The organism is Thermosynechococcus sp. M98_K2018_005 (assembly GCF_015295825.1).
GTDB lineage: Bacteria > Cyanobacteriota > Cyanobacteriia > Thermosynechococcales > Thermosynechococcaceae > Thermosynechococcus.
Genome location: NZ_DVEH01000076.1, coordinates 1 through 16556, shown reverse-complemented (window position 1 = coordinate 16556; position 16556 = coordinate 1). Strand labels below are relative to the sequence as shown.

Annotated in this window: 14 protein-coding genes; 7 read left to right on the top strand and 7 right to left on the bottom strand. The window is 54.2% G+C overall.

The genetic code is table 11. From position 1 onward, the window contains the following. Positions 1–98: 98 nt before the first annotated feature. Positions 99–1328, bottom strand: a complete 1230-nt coding sequence (locus tag IGQ15_RS09990; protein ID WP_297051349.1) for an acetate kinase — start codon at positions 1326–1328, stop codon at positions 99–101. A 125-nt stretch (positions 1329–1453) separates the two neighbouring features. Here IGQ15_RS09990 and IGQ15_RS09985 point away from each other — a divergent pair, with 125 nt between their 5' ends. Further along, positions 1454–3151 (top strand): DUF655 domain-containing protein, encoded by a 1698-nt coding sequence (locus IGQ15_RS09985; RefSeq protein ID WP_297051347.1) that lies wholly within the window; start codon positions 1454–1456, stop codon positions 3149–3151. A gap of 27 nt (positions 3152–3178) precedes the next feature. Here IGQ15_RS09985 and IGQ15_RS09980 read toward each other — a convergent pair whose 3' ends face one another. Then, a complete protein-coding gene (locus IGQ15_RS09980; protein ID WP_297051345.1) occupies positions 3179–3691 on the bottom strand; it encodes an adenine phosphoribosyltransferase in 513 nt (170 codons plus the stop codon). A gap of 49 nt (positions 3692–3740) precedes the next feature. Beyond that, positions 3741–5045, bottom strand: coding sequence for an NCS2 family permease (locus IGQ15_RS09975; RefSeq protein ID WP_297051343.1), 1305 nt, complete (start codon positions 5043–5045; stop codon positions 3741–3743). A 345-nt stretch (positions 5046–5390) separates the two neighbouring features. Here IGQ15_RS09975 and IGQ15_RS09970 point away from each other — a divergent pair, with 345 nt between their 5' ends. The 6 genes from IGQ15_RS09970 to IGQ15_RS09945 all read left to right on the top strand — a co-directional run bounded on the left by IGQ15_RS09970 (position 5391) and on the right by IGQ15_RS09945 (position 12864). After that, on the top strand, positions 5391–7043 hold the full coding sequence (locus IGQ15_RS09970) for a hypothetical protein (RefSeq protein WP_297051341.1): 1653 nt from the start codon (positions 5391–5393) through the stop codon (positions 7041–7043). Between the two features lie 17 nt (positions 7044–7060). Then, on the top strand, positions 7061–7852 hold the full coding sequence (locus IGQ15_RS09965; RefSeq protein WP_297051340.1) for a type II secretion system protein: 792 nt from the start codon (positions 7061–7063) through the stop codon (positions 7850–7852). Beyond that, on the top strand, positions 7830–8336 hold the full coding sequence (locus IGQ15_RS09960; RefSeq protein ID WP_297051338.1) for a GspH/FimT family pseudopilin: 507 nt from the start codon (positions 7830–7832) through the stop codon (positions 8334–8336). Before IGQ15_RS09965 ends, IGQ15_RS09960 begins: the two co-directional genes overlap by 23 nt. Before the next feature lie 11 nt (positions 8337–8347). After that, positions 8348–8998: a prepilin-type N-terminal cleavage/methylation domain-containing protein gene (locus tag IGQ15_RS09955; protein ID WP_297051336.1), complete on the top strand. Its 651-nt coding sequence runs from the start codon at positions 8348–8350 to the stop codon at positions 8996–8998. A 336-nt stretch (positions 8999–9334) separates the two neighbouring features. After that, entirely contained in the window at positions 9335–12637 is a 3303-nt protein-coding gene (carB, locus tag IGQ15_RS09950; RefSeq protein ID WP_297051334.1) for a carbamoyl-phosphate synthase large subunit, read from the top strand. Next, positions 12631–12864: a DUF370 domain-containing protein gene (locus IGQ15_RS09945; RefSeq protein WP_297051331.1), complete on the top strand. Its 234-nt coding sequence runs from the start codon at positions 12631–12633 to the stop codon at positions 12862–12864. Before carB ends, IGQ15_RS09945 begins: the two co-directional genes overlap by 7 nt. A gap of 14 nt (positions 12865–12878) precedes the next feature. Here the strand turns inward: IGQ15_RS09945 and IGQ15_RS09940 are convergent, their stop codons facing one another. The 4 genes from IGQ15_RS09940 to IGQ15_RS09925 form a co-directional block, all read right to left on the bottom strand. Then, entirely contained in the window at positions 12879–13358 is a 480-nt protein-coding gene (locus IGQ15_RS09940; RefSeq protein ID WP_297051329.1) for a spore coat U domain-containing protein, read from the bottom strand. Next, entirely contained in the window at positions 13331–15592 is a 2262-nt protein-coding gene (locus tag IGQ15_RS09935; RefSeq protein WP_297051327.1) for a fimbria/pilus outer membrane usher protein, read from the bottom strand. The genes IGQ15_RS09940 and IGQ15_RS09935 overlap by 28 nt, the downstream gene beginning before the upstream one ends. Before the next feature lie 10 nt (positions 15593–15602). Then, a complete protein-coding gene (locus IGQ15_RS09930; RefSeq protein WP_297051325.1) occupies positions 15603–16373 on the bottom strand; it encodes a fimbria/pilus periplasmic chaperone in 771 nt (256 codons plus the stop codon). 1 nt (position 16374) lies between these two features. Then, positions 16375–16556 (bottom strand): spore coat protein U domain-containing protein (locus tag IGQ15_RS09925; RefSeq protein ID WP_297051323.1); only part of this gene is annotated, 182 nt, incomplete at its 5' end.

Genomic DNA, 16556 nt, shown 5'->3' with positions numbered 1-16556 from the left:
ATTAGGGCTGAACAATTACTCATGTGCCCACCTCAATTTTTTCAAAGAGGGCAGGAAGCTAGGGCATAAATCTTGATGTTTTCTTCAGCAAATTCAGCTTATAAGAGTTGCACACAGGCGCGAGCGATCGCCCAATCCTCTTGGGTCTGAACCACCAGAACCCGTACAGCAACAGTAGACAGCGCAATGTCGCGATCGCCTTTGCCCTCTTCGTTAGCTGCGCTATCTAACTCAATTCCCAACCAACCTAGCCCTCGGCAGACATCGCGGCGCACACCGGCGGCATTTTCACCAATTCCTGCTGTGAATACCAACGCATCAAGGCCGCCAAGAGCCGGCAGGAGGCTCGCAATCCCCCGTTGCAGGGAGTAGATAAAACAGTCATAGGCCAACTGGGCTTGGATATTTCCCTGATCAATGGCCGCTAAAATCTGCCGCAAGTCATTACTGATCCCAGAGACCCCCAATAGGCCCGATTGGCGATTCACCAGTCGATCCAGTTCTTCAACCGTCCTGCCGCGCCGCAGCAGATAGAGCAAAATCCCCGGATCAAGATCGCCACAGCGCGTTCCCATCATCACTCCTGCCGTGGGTGTAAAGCCCATCGTCGTCTCCACGGAGACTCCCCCCTTGACCGCAGTGAGGGAACAGCCATTGCCGAGGTGACAGGTAATCAGGCGCAACGCTGCTAAGGGACGCTGCAATAGGGTGGCCGCCCGTTCACTCACGTATTGATGGCTAATGCCGTGGAAGCCGTAGCGTTGAATACCGGCAGTTGTCAGTTTATAGGGAATGGCATAGGTGCGCGCCACCGCTGGCAGTTGGGCATGGAACGCGGTATCAAACACAGCCACTTGGGGCGTTTGGGGACAAATGTCGGCCATTAATTCCATCCCCAGTAGGTTGGCTGGATTATGGAGGGGCGCATATTCACTAAATTCGGTAATCGCTGCTTTCACCTGCGCATCCACGCGCACCGGTACTTGGTAGCGGCTACCACCATGGACAACTCGATGACCGATCATCGTAATTTCTGCAAGGCTTTCTAGGAGCCTTGTTGAGCCGCTGGTGAGGGTGTCTAGGAGAGTTTTGAGCCAGTCCCGTAGGCCTGCAATTCCCCCCTCTGGGTGGGTTAGGCTGGCTTCGTAGCGTTGATCGGCGGTTGTGACCTTGAGCCGCGCCACGGTCGGGTTTTGTCCCCAATCGAGGAGGCCTTGCCAAAGGGGAGCGGGGGGTGTGGCAGCCGTTGCCGCCATTTCAGGCGCTAACCGATACAAACAGGCTTTGAGGCTACTAGAGCCAGCATTTAACACCAGCACTGTGATCATGGCAGGCCAGCAAGAGCATCGCCTCTATCTTAGCCAAGCAGCGCCTTTGGCAACCGATGCAGCGCAGAACACATTGAGGCGAAAAAGATAGCCCTAGAATTAGGACAGGCATTGGGGAAGTCAGCGTGTTGTGGCAAAAGCTTAAATGGCGGCGACACGGTGTGTATCTGCTGTTGTTTCTATTGGGGCTGTTGATTGCGGCTGTGGTGCTCACTCAATTGCGATCGCACCCGATTATCCGCCCCTCCCTAGACCCGCTGCCTCAACATCCGCAAATCGCGGTACACATGAATCACTCCCAAGCCCACAGTTACCAAGAACCCTATCGCCCCTATACCCGTGAAGGGGAAGACCTTGAGGCAATCATGATTGAGCAGATTGCCAAGGCTCAAAAGACCATCGATGTGGCGGTGCAGGAGTTTCGCCTACCGAATCTGGCCAAGGCTCTAGCAGCACGGCAGCAGGCAGGGGTACGGGTACGGGTGGTAATGGAGAATACCTACACTGCTCCTTGGGCAAAATACAGTGCTGCCCAAGTGAGTGCGATGGATCCAAGGATGCGGGAGCGCTATAACGACTGGAAAGCGCTTGTGGATACCAACGGGGATGGCCAACTCAGTGCTGCCGAACTCAGCGATCGCGATGTGCAGACGATTCTCAACGAGGCCAAGATCCCTTGGATTGATGACACTGCCGATGGCTCCAAAGGCAGTATGCTCATGCACCACAAGTTTATTGTGATTGACGATCGCCAAGTGATTGCGACGACGGCGAACTTTACCCTCAGTGATGTCCACGGCGACTTGGGACGACCCGATACCCGTGGCAATGCCAACTCGCTCTTGGTGATTGATAGCCCTGCTGTGGCACGCCTATTTACTGAGGAATTTAACATTATGTGGGGCGATGGTCCCGGTGGTCAGACCAATAGTCGCTTTGGGGTCAAAAAGCCGGTGCGCCCCCCTCAACGGGTAGCTGTGGGCGATGCCATGGTCACGGTCCGCTTTTCGCCAACCCCGCGATCGCAACCTTGGGCGGCTTCTACAAACGGCCTCATTGGTCAAACTCTGAATCGCAGTCGCCAAAAAATTGATATGGCGCTCTTTGTCTTCTCCGATCAGGAGTTGTCCTACGTGCTTGAGGAACGGCATAACCAAGGGGTTAGCATTCGCACCCTCATTGACTCAGGATTTATCTACCGCGACTTTAGCGAAGCCCTCGATATGATGGGAGTGGCAATGGCAAACACTGCCCAGGCTCGTCGAGGCAACTGTTACTACGAAGCGGGTAACCGCCCCTGGCAAAAGCCCATTCAAACGGTGGGCACCCCCCTACTGCCGGAGGGGGATAAACTGCACCACAAGTACGGCGTGGTTGACGATCGCACGGTGATTGTGGGTTCCCACAACTGGTCAGAGGCGGCCAATCGCGGTAACGATGAATTCTTGCTGGTGATTGAGCATCCCACTGTAGCGGCTCACTACAAACGGGAGTTTGAGCGCCTCTATAGCAATAGTCGTCTAGGTCTGCCGCAGCATATTCGCGATCGCATTCAGCAGCAGTTGACCGCCTGCGGCGGTAAGATTGCCACCCGACCTGCCCCCTCTTCAGGCAATCGTGCCAGCGCGCCTACCGCACGGGTGAATTTGAACACGGCCACCGCCGCCGAACTGGAGACCCTACCGGGGGTCGGATCAAAACTAGCGGCTGAAATTATCCGTGCCCGCGAGCAGAAGCCCTTTCAATCCTTGGCGGATTTAGATGCCGTCCCCGGGGTTGGGCCAAAGCTCCTCGAACGCTTGCGCGATCACGTGACGTGGTAACGTCCTAGTCAGTCACACTTAATTAACTTAATAAGTCACAAGGGTAGTAATTGGCACATCGGGCAGTTTTTGCCGTCCCCCCAAGTCCGTCAGCTCGACGATAAAGGCAAAGCCATGGAGTTCGGCTTGGGCTTTCTGGATTAGACCCGCTGCTGCGGCTGCTGTGCCCCCTGTGGCAATCAAGTCATCGACAATTAACACCCGCCGCCCCGGTTCGATGGCATCTTGGTGCATCTCGAGGCGATCGCGCCCATACTCTAGCTCATACTCCACAGCATAGACCGGCGCACACAGTTTACCGGGTTTGCGCAAAGGGATAAAGCCGGCCCCCAAGCGATAGGCCAAGGGGGCGCCAAAAATAAATCCCCGGGACTCGATGCCGGCCACATAGTGAATGCCATCGTTGGCGTGTTTTTCCACCAATTGGTCAATGACGTAGCGCAGCCCCGCCTGATTTTGCAGCAGTGTGGTTAAATCCCGAAACAAAATGCCCGGCTTAGGGAAGTCTGGGACATCGCGAATCAGGGATTTGAGATCCATAGGTAGTGTGTTTCCAATCAGTTCAGAAGCATCCTATCCTAGATCCTGTCTAACGCCAAAAGTAGTGGGCTATAAAGATAACCGCCAATCCCCAGAGGGCAGGATGCACTTCTTTCCCTTTGCCAGCGGCCCATTTCACGATTGGATAGCTAATAAATCCCACCGCTAGACCCTCACTGATGGAGTAGCTTAAGGGCATCACCAACACCACCAAAAAAGCAGGAATCGCTTCCGTGAGGTCAGACCAAGGAATGTCTGGGAGCGATCGCGCCATAAAGACACCGACCAGCACCAAAGCCGGCGCCGTGGCAAAACTGGGAATAGCGGTCGTAATCGGCAAAAACAGCAGTGAGAGCAAGAACAAGCCCCCCACCATCAGCGCCGTCAGCCCGGTTCGTCCCCCCACAGCAATGCCTGCTGCCGATTCAATATAGGTGGTCACGGTGGAGGTGCCGAAGAGGGCGCCAACAATGGTTCCCACTGCATCCGCCATAAGGGCTCCCAAGGCACGGGGGAAATGTCCCTGCTGATTGAGAAACCCCGCCTGTACCCCCACCGCCGAAAGGGTGCCTACGGTGTCAAACATATCGGTGAAAAGCAGTACCAAGGTGACCAAGAGAAAAGACCCCAACTGCTGCGGTTGCAATTGTCCAAAACCCACCAAGGCTTGACCAAAGAGATGGGATGGCCATTGCGGCCATTGGATCAAACCCGTCGGCCAAGGGGCTGCCCCCACTAGCCATGCAGCTAAGGCAGTAATCATCACCCCCCAAAAAATCGCCCCCCGCATTCCCTTGGCACAGAGAAAGGTCGTCAAAAGAATCCCAAGGGCAGCGAGGATGGGTGGCCATGTGGGAAAGGTGGTGAGTTTAGTTTTCGTAGCGGCATCAGCGATGATAATTCCCGCGTTGCTAAGGCCAATGTAGGCGATAAATAGCCCCACCCCGGCAGCGATCGCCACCTTCAAGGACATAGGAATCATATTCACAATCAGCGATCGCACCCCCGTTAGGGTCAGCAGCACAAACACCATGCCCTCGAGGAGTACGGCACTCAACGCTAAGGGCCAAGGCAGCCCCATCTGACCCACCACCGCAAAAGCAAAAAAGGCATTGATGCCCATGCCGGGAGCCAAGGCAATCGGGTAATTCGCCCAAATCCCCATCAGAATACTAGCCACTGCTGCCGATACTGCCGTTGCAATCACCAACTCCGCCTGCAAATCTTGGGGTTGCTCAAGAAAAATGGCGTTGGAGAGAATTTGTGCATTGACCGGCAAGATGTAGGCCATGGTTAGAAATGTGGTCAATGCCGCCAGGGCCTCGGTAGAGAGGGAGGTGTGTGCTTGCTGCAAATTGAACCAAGCCCTAAAGCGTGAGTACCCATGTCTCCTCAAGAGGTTGCTCCTTTATGCGAGATTTATTTAAGTTTATTTACGCTGAAGCCTAGTATTAGTGAATTGGATCAGGTTTGGGCTTAGATGGACCATTTCATACTGAAATACTCTTGAAATGTGGCCTTCCGAGGAAAGCTACAATGGGGATAGGGCCATGGATGTGAGCGAGATTACATCACCTCTCTCAAGTTTGCGGCTAAACTATATTAGCCGTGTATAAAAGCCAAGAAGCGAGGGCATACTCAACTCCGCATCCGCAGCAACGAACTTCTTGTGGTCAAGATATCAATAGAGGATAAACCAATGATGAAGCAACTGCTGCGCTCACTGAAACGTCGCTATCCCCGTCCGGGGTATCGGCAGCGGGGGTTTACTCTGCCTTTGGTCTTGGGCATGGGGTTGATCATGATTGTGGTTGCCCTGACCCTGCTTTCGCGATCGCAATTGGATGTGAGCACTGCTAGCTTGCAAAAACAAACCCAGCAGGCCTTTGCGGTGGCTGAAGGCGGTATGGCGCGTACCCTTGGCTTACTCAATGGCAACTACCAGATTCTGCTGCGCCGCACCTATAACCCCGCCACGAATACGAACTTTAATCCTCCTCGCCCCTACCTGATCAGTCGCGCAGCGGATGCAACAAAAGTGGGTCAGCCCAATACCACGGGTCTGAATGTGCCCGCTGTCAATGAGTGGACAGCCCAGAGCCTGGGTGCTGATGCCCCCCCCTGCTTTACCCTTGATAACCTGAATACGATTGTTCTGAGCGGCACAATTGGTACCCCTGTGCAGGGCAATTACCGTATTCTCTCCTATCTCTACGATGCGCCAACGCAAACAGGACACCTGTTGATCGAAGGTCGCTTGCCCAATAACTCGCCAGCCAATGCCTTCATCTTGCAAAAGATGGTGATTACGGATCGCAGTGTGCCCGCTAACTTTCCTGGACTGTTGGCTGAAGGCATTAACCTCGGCAACAATGATATCTTTGGTACCGTCAACGGCAACGTGATCTGCACCAACGCGGCCAGGTGTGTTGTCCCTCAAGCCCAGTGTCAAAATGGCCAGCCGACGCGAGACGGATTGCGCAGTGCCGTGGGAGCGCTCAATAACGCAATTATTGAAGGAACAATCGCCATTAACAAAATTAATTTGCCCCCCTTTCCTCAAGCGCCCAATGTGGTGAATACGGGGGTTCCCTTGAGCCAGCTGCCCCCCTGGTTACCCCCCAGTCAAGTCGCTGACTTTCAGCAAGCGCTACAGGTGGTAGGGGGGTATAGTAACGGCGCTTATGACATCGGAAATATTAACAATGACAGTAACTTTCCCAGAAGCAGCGATCGCCCCTATGTTGACCCTAACCCCGACATTCCCTTCTTTATCCCTGATCCCCTACGGCCCGGGGAGCAAATTGTGAATCCAGAGAAAGTCTATTATGTCTATCGGATTAACAACATTAACCTCAGTGGTAACAGCAGGGTAACATTTAATACAACTCGCTATGCTATTCGCCTCTATGTCAGCGGCAATATCTCCCTTAGTGGTAATGCAGGGATTGACAACACCTGTAGCCCCAATAGTTCCACCTGCGGTACCGGCGCTAATATGGGACTTCCCGATAATGTGGGCACGCCCGATCGCCTACGCATCTATGGTAACCCGCCAGATCCAACCAATGCGAGACCTGACCAAAGATTCACCCTTAGTGGTGGTTCCAGAGTAGGGAGTGTTTTTGTCTATGCACCCGATGCGGAGGTAGGCATCAATGGTGGCAGTCGTGACCCAGATATTTTCGGGGCGGTTTGGGCAAAAACGTGGAATGGTTCCAGCTCCAACAATGCTGAACTCAGGGTGCCCGATCGCCTACCGGAAGCCTTGGGAGGCGACTATGGCCGAGCTTCAATTGTTGTGGCACGCACCACCGAAGCGAGCAACTGGAACCGCCTAGCCCAGTACTAAATGCGGAGGCAATGTTGATGACTCGTAGTAAGGTCTATTTCCACTGGCTGGTGCAGCAACGTTCCCAAGGCTTTACCCTTGCGGAGGTCTTGGCTTCCATTCTGGTGATTAGCCTCTTTACCCTAGCGGCGATGCAAGCTATTGTTGTCGCCGCCTTTTTCCAAGCGGATGCCCGTAAATTTGCCGAGGCCAGTAACTGGATTCAAGATGATCTCGAAAATGTCAAAATTGTTGCCTACGATCTCTGCCAAACCAAGTTTGCCCAACGCAAGCTGGCAGTGCCTGCCGAAGGGAATCACACCACCTTAACACTGGCACTCATTCAACCCGGTGAAAGTGACTACGATCAAGCCATGCCTCCAGAGTATCGTGCCGGGGGTGCCTGTCCAGTCACTTCACCCACGGATGGGTTTCGAGTGGGCGATCGCGTGCTCATTGGTTCGGACTCGGGCACACGCCGTATTGTCTCCATCTCCGGCAACACCATTACCTTGGACTCGCCAGTAGGGTACTATCGGGGGGCGGGTACTCGTGTCTATGCCCGCTGTCGGATTCAAGCCAATGAAACCAATGGCATTGATGGTGGCTTTGGTGCCTATCTGCAAACCTTGATTTCGCCCCTGAACAGCAGCAATAATAGTCGCCCCATTGTCAATGAGACGTTTACGATGACGCGCACACCCGCCACCCGTCCTGAGGCACCTTTCCAAACCCTAGAACTGGCCTATTCTGTGCGCAATAGTAACAACCGCGTCGTTGCTCAACTATCAACCGAGGTGGTGCCCAATGCGTTTTTCCGCTGTCCGTGAGCAGGGCATGACCCTGATTGAAATCCTGATTGTTCTAACGGTGGCAGCTATTTTAGCGGTGGCTCTCATTCCAAGCTTTCTGTATTGGCTGGAAACGCAGCGAGTCAACCAAGCCCTCGAAAGCCTAGAGGGGGCACTGCGGGAAGGACAGCGGGAGGCAATGCGCCGCAACCAAGCCTGTCGAGTGACGATTAACACAGGCATCAATCCCACTATCGTGGGCAATCCACCCCAATGTCTGCCCAATGGCCCCCGCCAACTGGAAAATGTAACCCTGCGTCGAGGAACGGGTACTGAGTCTATACGGTTTGGCTTTCAGGGACGCACCAGTAGTACGGGCACGATTGTTCTTTCCTCCACTAGTATACCGACGCTTCAACGCTGTTTGGTAGTGTCTTTGGGCTTGGGGATTATGCGCACGGGCAACTATCGAGAAAGCGACACCACAGGCACAACTGCCGATAACTGTCAAGCGCGCAATTAAGGAGCAGGGAGATGCAGGACTGGCGCAGAAGTAATCGCGGCTTTACACTGACGGAGTTACTAGTGGCGGCTGCCGTTGGCGGTATTGTTGTGGCCATGAGTGGTTGGGCAATGGTGGTCATTCTGCAAAACAATCGCCGTATTGAAGAGCAGGCAATTACCCGCATGAACCTGAGCCGTGCCCTCGACTTTATCTCCGATGATATTCGCTCAGCAATCCGTATTTCAACAACGGCACCCCCAAACTGGACAATTCCCAGTGGGGGTTACCAATTGGTGATGTTTGTTGAAAAACCAGCGGATAACCTCGAGGAGCAGGAAAACGGCACTTTGGCCAGTACAACCCGTGTGGCCTATTACACCCGCCCCAAGACGAGTAATGTGGTGTGGCGAGGCCCGATGATTCTCTATCGCCAAAAAATTGGTGACGCTACTCCCAATGCGTTGATTGATGGCATTGCCAACACGAGTCCCAACTGCACCAATCCCTTGTCCGGCGCGACAGATAGTGGCACCAACAAGGGCGGATTTCGGGTTTTTGTGCAGCATAACCGCAACGTCAAGTTGTGCATTGCCGGTTTGGTGGAGTCAACAGGAACAATCTACCAAGCGGAAACCCTGGCAGCGGTGCGTTCTGGATCTGCCACACCTAACCCGAATTGAGGCGGTAATTCCTGTGGCGATGCCACCATCACCAACGTCAGTCCCTAACCCCCACATCAGTACCATCGCTGTACAGGGGGCAATGCCCAGCAAAATCGTGCCGGCAATAATGCAGAGAATCACCTCTAAAGTTAGGGAGCGTTGAAAGACCTTCAGACGTACGTGAGTTTTTTTTGACATTAAAGCTCCACCAATTGCAATGTGAGTAAACCCTAACACTGACTGTCCCAAAGGCTTCTCAGTTAGTCATTCTTGACAGGGGAGGACAGGCGCGATCGCAGGCGGAAGTGTAGGATAGGAAAGGCGTTATTCAAACTATTTGGCTGCGTTGTCCCTATGCCTCGTCGTACTGATATTTCAAAGATTCTCATTATTGGTTCGGGTCCCATTGTCATTGGCCAGGCTTGTGAATTTGACTATTCGGGAACCCAAGCCTGTAAGGCTTTGCGCGAGGAAGGGTACGAGGTGATCCTGATTAACTCTAACCCCGCCACAATCATGACGGATCCTGAGACCGCCAATCGCACCTACATTGAGCCCCTCACCCCGGAAATGGTGGAAAAGGTGATTGCCGCCGAACGCCCCGATGCCCTACTGCCCACAATGGGGGGACAAACTGCCCTGAACTTGGCGGTAGCACTGTCAAAATCGGGGGTTCTCGATCGCTATGGGGTGGAACTGATTGGGGCTAAGTTGCCAGCCATTGAGATGGCCGAGGATCGCAAGCTCTTTAAGGAGGCAATGCAGCGAATTGGTGTGGGGGTGTGTCCCTCTGGCTTGGCCAATACCCTCGAAGAGGCCCGGGCGATCGCCCAAGAGATTGGGGTTTATCCCCTGATTATTCGCCCCGCCTTTACCCTAGGGGGCACTGGGGGCGGCATTGCCTACAACCAAGAGGAATTTGAAGAAATTGCCGCTGCGGGTCTCGAGGCCAGTCCTGTCTCACAAATCCTCATTGAGCAGTCCCTGATTGGCTGGAAAGAATACGAGCTGGAAGTGATGCGGGACATGGCCGATAACGTGGTCATCATCTGCTCCATTGAGAACCTCGACCCCATGGGGATCCACACCGGCGACTCAATCACCGTTGCCCCCGCCCAAACCCTGACGGACAAAGAATACCAGCGGCTGCGGGATGCCGCGATCAAGATCATTCGGGAAATTGGTGTGGAAACCGGCGGCTCGAACATTCAGTTTGCCGTTAACCCGGAAACGGGGGAAGTGATCGTCATTGAAATGAATCCCCGCGTCTCACGCTCCTCAGCACTCGCTTCTAAGGCAACCGGCTTCCCCATTGCCAAAATGGCGGCGAAATTGGCCGTGGGCTACACGCTGCCCGAAATCCCCAACGACATTACCAAGAAAACACCCGCCAGCTTTGAACCCACCATTGACTATGTGGTCACCAAAATTCCCCGCTTTGCCTTTGAGAAGTTTCCCGGCTCCCAGCCAGTCCTGACCACCCAAATGAAGTCCGTGGGTGAAGCAATGGCCATTGGCCGCACATTCCAAGAGTCACTGCAAAAAGCCCTGCGATCGCTGGAAACAGGACGCGCCGGCTGGGGGTGCGATCGCCCTGAAAAACTCCCTAGCCTTGAACAACTGCGGGGGAAACTGCGCACCCCCAATCCCGATCGCATCTTTGCCATTCGCCACGCCTTCCTTTTGGGGATGACCGTTGAGGAGGTTTACGAACTGACGGCCATTGATCCGTGGTTCCTGCGGCAGATGCAGGGACTCCTAGAAACGGAAAAATTCCTCAAGCGCAGCAAACTAGAGCAACTCACTGCCGATGATCTCTGGCGGGTGAAACAACAGGGCTTTAGTGATGCCCAAATTGCCTACGCCACCAAAACCACCGATGATCAGGTGCGTGCCTATCGCCAATCCCTCGGTGTTGCTCCCGTCTATAAAACCGTGGACACCTGTGCCGCCGAGTTTGAGGCCTATACCCCCTACTACTACTCCGCCTATGAGCGACCTGTAGAGCAAATTAACCCCGATACCGGTGATGTTGAATTACTGCCCCCGCAATCGGAAGTGCTGCCCCACCGCAAGCCTCGGGTCATGATTCTTGGCTCAGGGCCGAACCGCATTGGCCAAGGGATTGAATTTGATTACTGCTGCTGCCATGCTTCCTACGCGCTGCGGGCCGATGGCTATGAAACCATCATGGTCAACTCCAACCCTGAAACGGTTTCCACTGACTACGACACCAGCGATCGCCTCTACTTTGAACCCCTGACTAAGGAGGATGTCCTCAACATTATTGAGGTGGAGCGCCCCGTTGGCATCATTATTCAGTTTGGCGGTCAAACGCCGCTGAAACTCGCCTTACCCCTCCAGCAGTACCTCGAAACCCATGGCGATCGCCTCGGAACGCAAATCTGGGGCACCTCCCCTGACTCCATTGATATTGCCGAAGACCGCGAACGCTTTGAGAAAATTTTGCGGGAGCTGAATATCCCCCAACCCCCCAATGGCACTGCTCGCAGTTATGCCGAAGCCCTGAGTATTGCCCAGCGCATTAGCTACCCCGTGGTCGTGCGCCCCAGTTATGTGCTCGGCGGTCGTGCCATGGAAATTGTCTATTCCGATGCCGAACTGGAACGCTATATGAACGAAGCGGTGCAGGTGGAGCCAGAGCGACCGATTCTCATTGATAAGTATCTGGAAAACGCCATTGAAGTGGATGTGGATGCCATTGCTGATGCCACCGGTACCGTGGTGATTGGCGGGATTATGGAACACATCGAACAAGCAGGGATTCACTCTGGGGATTCTGCCTGTAGCCTGCCCACCCAATCCCTCTCTCCTACCGTGTTGGAGACCATTCGCAGGTGGAGTATTGCCCTTGCCAAGGCACTCAAAGTGGTGGGGCTGATGAACCTACAACTGGCGGTACAAGGGGAGCAGGTCTATATTTTGGAGGCCAACCCGCGGGCATCCCGTACGGTGCCCTTTGTCTCCAAGGCGATCGGCATTCCCCTTGCTAAAATTGCTGCCCGGCTAATGTCAGGCAAAACCCTCGCGGAACTCAACTTCCTCGATGAGAAGATTCCCAACCATGTTGCTGTCAAGGAAGCGGTTCTGCCCTTTGAAAAATTTGCCGGTACCGATACGGTGCTAGGGCCCGAGATGCGCTCCACCGGTGAGGCGATGGGGATTGATATGACCTTTGGTGCTGCCTATGCCAAGTCTCAACTGGCGGCCAATCAAAAGTTACCTTTGAAGGGAACCGTTTTTGTGTCGATGAGCGATCGCGACAAGCCAGCGATTGTGCCCGTGGTCCAGGAGTTGCAGTCTCTCGGCTTTCGGATTATTGCCACCGAAGGAACCCGCAATGCTCTGCTCGAGGCGGGTCTGAGCAATATTGAACTCATCCTCAAGCTCCATGAAGGGCGTCCCCATGTCCTCGATGCCATCAAAAATGAGCAGATTCACCTGATTCTGAATACACCTTCGGGTCAAGAAGCCCGTACTGATGCCCAATTGATTCGTCGCACTGCCCTTGCCTACAAGATTCCGATTGTGACGACGATCGCTGGTGCCAAGGCGACGGCTGCCGCCATTAAAACCCTGCAAACCTCAACCCTCGGGGTACGGGCACTTCAGGACTACCATCGGGCGGAATGCTAAACATTGGTTTTGGCAACTATGTCTCGCCGCAGCGACTGCTGGCGATCGTCAGCCCCGACTCTGCCCCGATTAAACGCCTGATTCTCGAAGCACGGGAGCATCATCACCTCATTGACGCCACCCACGGGCGGCGGACGCGTGCCGTACTGGTCTTGGATGGGGAGATTGTCGTTCTCTCAGCGCTGCATCCTGAAACGTTGGTAGCGCGACTCAACCCACCCCCCTAGACGCCTCTAAAACATCAAAAAATAATCGTCACCCGCAACGAATCAGTGTAAAGGCCAGGGGCAACCCACTGCTGGGCAGGAATGCGACCGTAGATCGTCAGCGTATTGAGGACATTGTTGCCGGGAATAAAAGGCCCCCGTTGCTGGGTGCCCCCAGTGCCATCGCCCCAAATAATGCTGCGGTTGGCATCGAGGTAAAGGTTATAGTTCAGGCGATCGCTCCCACTGCTCATTTGCCGCGGTGTAAAACTATTGCTGCTCCCTTGACTCAGTTGAACCGTTACGGAGCGGATATTAAAGCCACCCACACAGACAAACTGGACTTGACCAGTCGTATCTAGGGGAACTGGCGAAAAAGGATCATAGCTACCAAAGTTCAACCCGGTCACACTTTGAAACTGACAACCGGCCCCCTGAGCCTGGGCGGCTACCCAACCGCCAAGGCAACTAAGGCCAGTGATGCATCCTATCGTGGCAAGTCGGGCAGCGAACATGAGACTTCTCCGACATCCGTAAAGAGATCGTCACTAGGGGGCAATGTCAGTTGGAACGTACAGCGCAGTTCCTCGTAGGCCACCTCAGCAGTGTAGGTTCCTGCTTCTAGGGTATCAAAGTAAAATTCTCCCCTTGGTGAGAGGAGCGATACGATTTTTTCCTTGTCGCGTTCTAGGGTGAGTTGTCCCAAATTGGGGATGATCCGCTCACTACCTCGCAAAATCACCACCCGACCGACATAGTTGCGACTGGGGCGGACATCAAAGCGGGCGATCGCTCCCCCACGAAAAGGCGGTGCAATCAGTAGCTCGGTGCGGCCAATGGCAAAATCAATGGGAATATCCTGATCCTCAATCCGCAAGGCATTGCCGTAGTAGGGCAGCAAGTCTGGAATCAAAATTTTACCGCGACGATTCGTGCGACCAATTTCCTGATTGCTTAAGTAGGTGCGCACACCCGCCACATTGGGCACGTCCACCAAAACAAAACTCCCCTGCACCGGTCGTGTGGCAAAGACCTCACCGCCAATTGTGACGAATCCCCCTTCCACCACCACTTGCGCCTGTCCCGTATCCCCTGCCTGCGCGTAGCCAATTTGGTAGCGGCTCCAAGGGGCATTGTAAAAGAACCTGCCACTGGCAAAGACCTGCTCATTGGCCTGAAGCACCTGTCCCTGATAGCCATAGCCGACGCCCGCTGGGAGCGATCGCGAGACATTGAGGAAAGGAACCCCCTGATTTCCCTGTTGCTGCCAGCCGGTGTTAATTGTCACCGCATTGTTCAGAAAGTAGTTAAACGTAACACTGAATTGGTTCACTGGCTGATCACTGCCAGAAACGAAGCGCGAACCTTGGAGGTATAGACTGAGATTGCGACGGAGTTGCACTTGGGCCAGAATTGTTGCCTGTTGCCGCACCACTTGATCGCGGGGGTTGGTAAAAAAGTACTGGCCACTGATGGTTGCCCGCGACCCCAGACTCAGGGTGACATTGGCAAAGCCCTCGAATTGCGGGCGATCGTCCCCCAAAGCCAAGCCAGTATTGACATAGTTGCCACTGAGCAGGCGCACCCCACCGCCAAGGGCCACCCGCCCCGGATAGTAGTAGCCGACAGCAACCCCACTCCCCAATTTTCCCTCAGTGGTACTCACCGCCGCCGCCAAATCTAGCGTGCCAATGGGAATTGCCGTACTCAGGTTCAAGCCCGCATTCAAAAGATTGCCATTGCCTTCCAGACGTGCCCCCAGGGTCAGGTTATTCAAAACGCCCTGCCGATAGGCCGCCAAAAATTGCCCCTGATCTCCGTAGCTGAAATTCTCCGTGCCAAAATTTTCCCGCTCGGCACCGGCAGCCACAATAAACTCCGATCGTCCGGGGCGCAATAACGTAAACGATTGGACAAAATTGCGGCTAAAGACCCGTTGATTGCCCTCAGCATCCGTTACCACAATCCGCAAGCGATTAAAGCCGCTAAAGGTGGGCAAATTTTTGAGAATAAACGGCCCCGGCGGTAACGTCACCTGCCGAATTAGCACATTATTCAAGTAAATTTCTGCCCTGCTGGGGGTGAGGACCTCCCCCCGAAAGTCAAAGGCGGGCTGGCGAATCAGGTAAGGGCTGAGGCCAAAGTTGCGCTCCCAAACAATGCCGCCCCAAAGGCCACCCCCCCCCAACAGGTCACTGCTGATAAACGCATCCCCCAAGGTCAAAGTGGTGAGATGGCGCCGATTATTCAATGTAAAAGCGGTGAGTCCCCGTTGCAGGTTACCATCGGCAGTCAACCCGAGTGTTGAGGTGAGGGCATTGCCACCAAAGCTAATCGCCACCTCACTGGCAGCTGTCAGTTGTTCAAAGTTATCCCAGAAAACGCCATAGTTGAGGTAGGCACTTAAGGGTTGGCTATAGCGAATCCCCGGCGGTTCATTGCGCGGGTTAAAGTCAATGACCGTTTGTGGCAGCTGGGCTGCCCCCACCTGTAACCGTAGCACTAAGTTGGCATTATCCCGCTGGAATGTCATCTCCGGTGCCAACGACTGCAAAGAGACATGCTCAATGCCTTGGATGATTTCGCGGCGACCGCCAATCTCCCTCAGACCGGCATTCACTAGATCTTGCAAGGGGATAAGCACATCGTCGCCACGCACCAAAACAATCACATCCCCCTTGGTAACGCGATTGACCTCAAGGGTATAAATGGCAGAGACTTCTGCTTGGGCAGAGACTGGAGCAGCCATCAGGAGGCTACTAAGCGCAAATGCCTTTGGGAGTTGAAATTTCGGTCGTAAGGGAGGGGTTGGTGCCCACAGACTGTACTTTGAGTTGGCGCACTTGGGCACAGTTGGTCTGCGGCAGAGGAATATTCCTAAAGGGGCGATCGCGATCGGCCAACACATACACAGAATCTAGCGTCCGCTCGAAAACAATCCTGCCCTGCTCATTCAGCCCCTGTACGGTGAAGCCAAGGGTTTGAATGTGAACATTGCCACGATTGCGCAGTACAAAACTAAATTTGCCCCCTTCGACGCGACTATTCACAATCTCGCCTTGCCGCTGGATATTGGCGGGTTGGACAAAAACCGGCAGGCTCAGAGTCTTGATAAGGCGAATGGCAGCCCCTTTAGTTCCTGGCACATTGGCCGGGGGCAATTCTGTCACCAAGAGGCGGTAAGCTTGCTCCTGCGTGGTTGCGGGTTGCCGTACCCCAACGCGTAAACTCCGCTGTTCTCCCGGCGGTACCGACAGCAAGACGGGGAAAGCCACGACATTGCCATCGCTTTCCGTTAGCTCCTCTTGACCGTCGGCGGTTTGCTGCCAGCGGCGGACACTAATCTCAAAGTTAATCGGCACCTGCCCTGTATTGGTTAGGGTCAACAATACCGTTCGCTGACGCGGTGAGAGAAATACCTGCACCGCATTGAGATAAAATTCTGAGGATTGTGCCCCCACCCTTGAAGTTATGCCAAGGGCAATAACGGCGGCCAGCAGCGCTCGCCGCCATCCGCAGGGAAAGCGCATGCTAGAAGGAGACAATCACTTGAACAATATCAGTGTAGGTACCAGGTACTAGCTGATCTAGCATCCCTAAGTCCCCTCCTGCGGGAATCCGACCGTAGATAGTAAGGTATTCCGCGCTAGCGTTGATTGTTTTGCGTTCAACATCAGTAGTCACATCGCAGCCCCAAACTTTAGTTGCTGAAG

What these genes read in the sequence shown, in the direction of transcription:
- IGQ15_RS09990 (WP_297051349.1), bottom strand. Translation starts at nt 1,328, where the DNA reads ATGATCACAGTGCTGGTGTTAAATGCTGGCTCTAGTAGCCTCAAAGCC.
- IGQ15_RS09980 (WP_297051345.1), bottom strand. Translation starts at nt 3,691, where the DNA reads ATGGATCTCAAATCCCTGATTCGCGATGTCCCAGACTTCCCTAAGCCG.
- IGQ15_RS09970 (WP_297051341.1), top strand. Translation starts at nt 5,391, where the DNA reads ATGATGAAGCAACTGCTGCGCTCACTGAAACGTCGCTATCCCCGTCCG.
- IGQ15_RS09965 (WP_297051340.1), top strand. Translation starts at nt 7,061, where the DNA reads ATGACTCGTAGTAAGGTCTATTTCCACTGGCTGGTGCAGCAACGTTCC.
- IGQ15_RS09960 (WP_297051338.1), top strand. Translation starts at nt 7,830, where the DNA reads ATGCGTTTTTCCGCTGTCCGTGAGCAGGGCATGACCCTGATTGAAATC.
- IGQ15_RS09955 (WP_297051336.1), top strand. Translation starts at nt 8,348, where the DNA reads ATGCAGGACTGGCGCAGAAGTAATCGCGGCTTTACACTGACGGAGTTA.
- carB (WP_297051334.1), top strand. Translation starts at nt 9,335, where the DNA reads ATGCCTCGTCGTACTGATATTTCAAAGATTCTCATTATTGGTTCGGGT.
- IGQ15_RS09945 (WP_297051331.1), top strand. Translation starts at nt 12,631, where the DNA reads ATGCTAAACATTGGTTTTGGCAACTATGTCTCGCCGCAGCGACTGCTG.
- IGQ15_RS09940 (WP_297051329.1), bottom strand. Translation starts at nt 13,358, where the DNA reads ATGTTCGCTGCCCGACTTGCCACGATAGGATGCATCACTGGCCTTAGT.
- IGQ15_RS09935 (WP_297051327.1), bottom strand. Translation starts at nt 15,592, where the DNA reads ATGGCTGCTCCAGTCTCTGCCCAAGCAGAAGTCTCTGCCATTTATACC.
- IGQ15_RS09930 (WP_297051325.1), bottom strand. Translation starts at nt 16,373, where the DNA reads ATGCGCTTTCCCTGCGGATGGCGGCGAGCGCTGCTGGCCGCCGTTATT.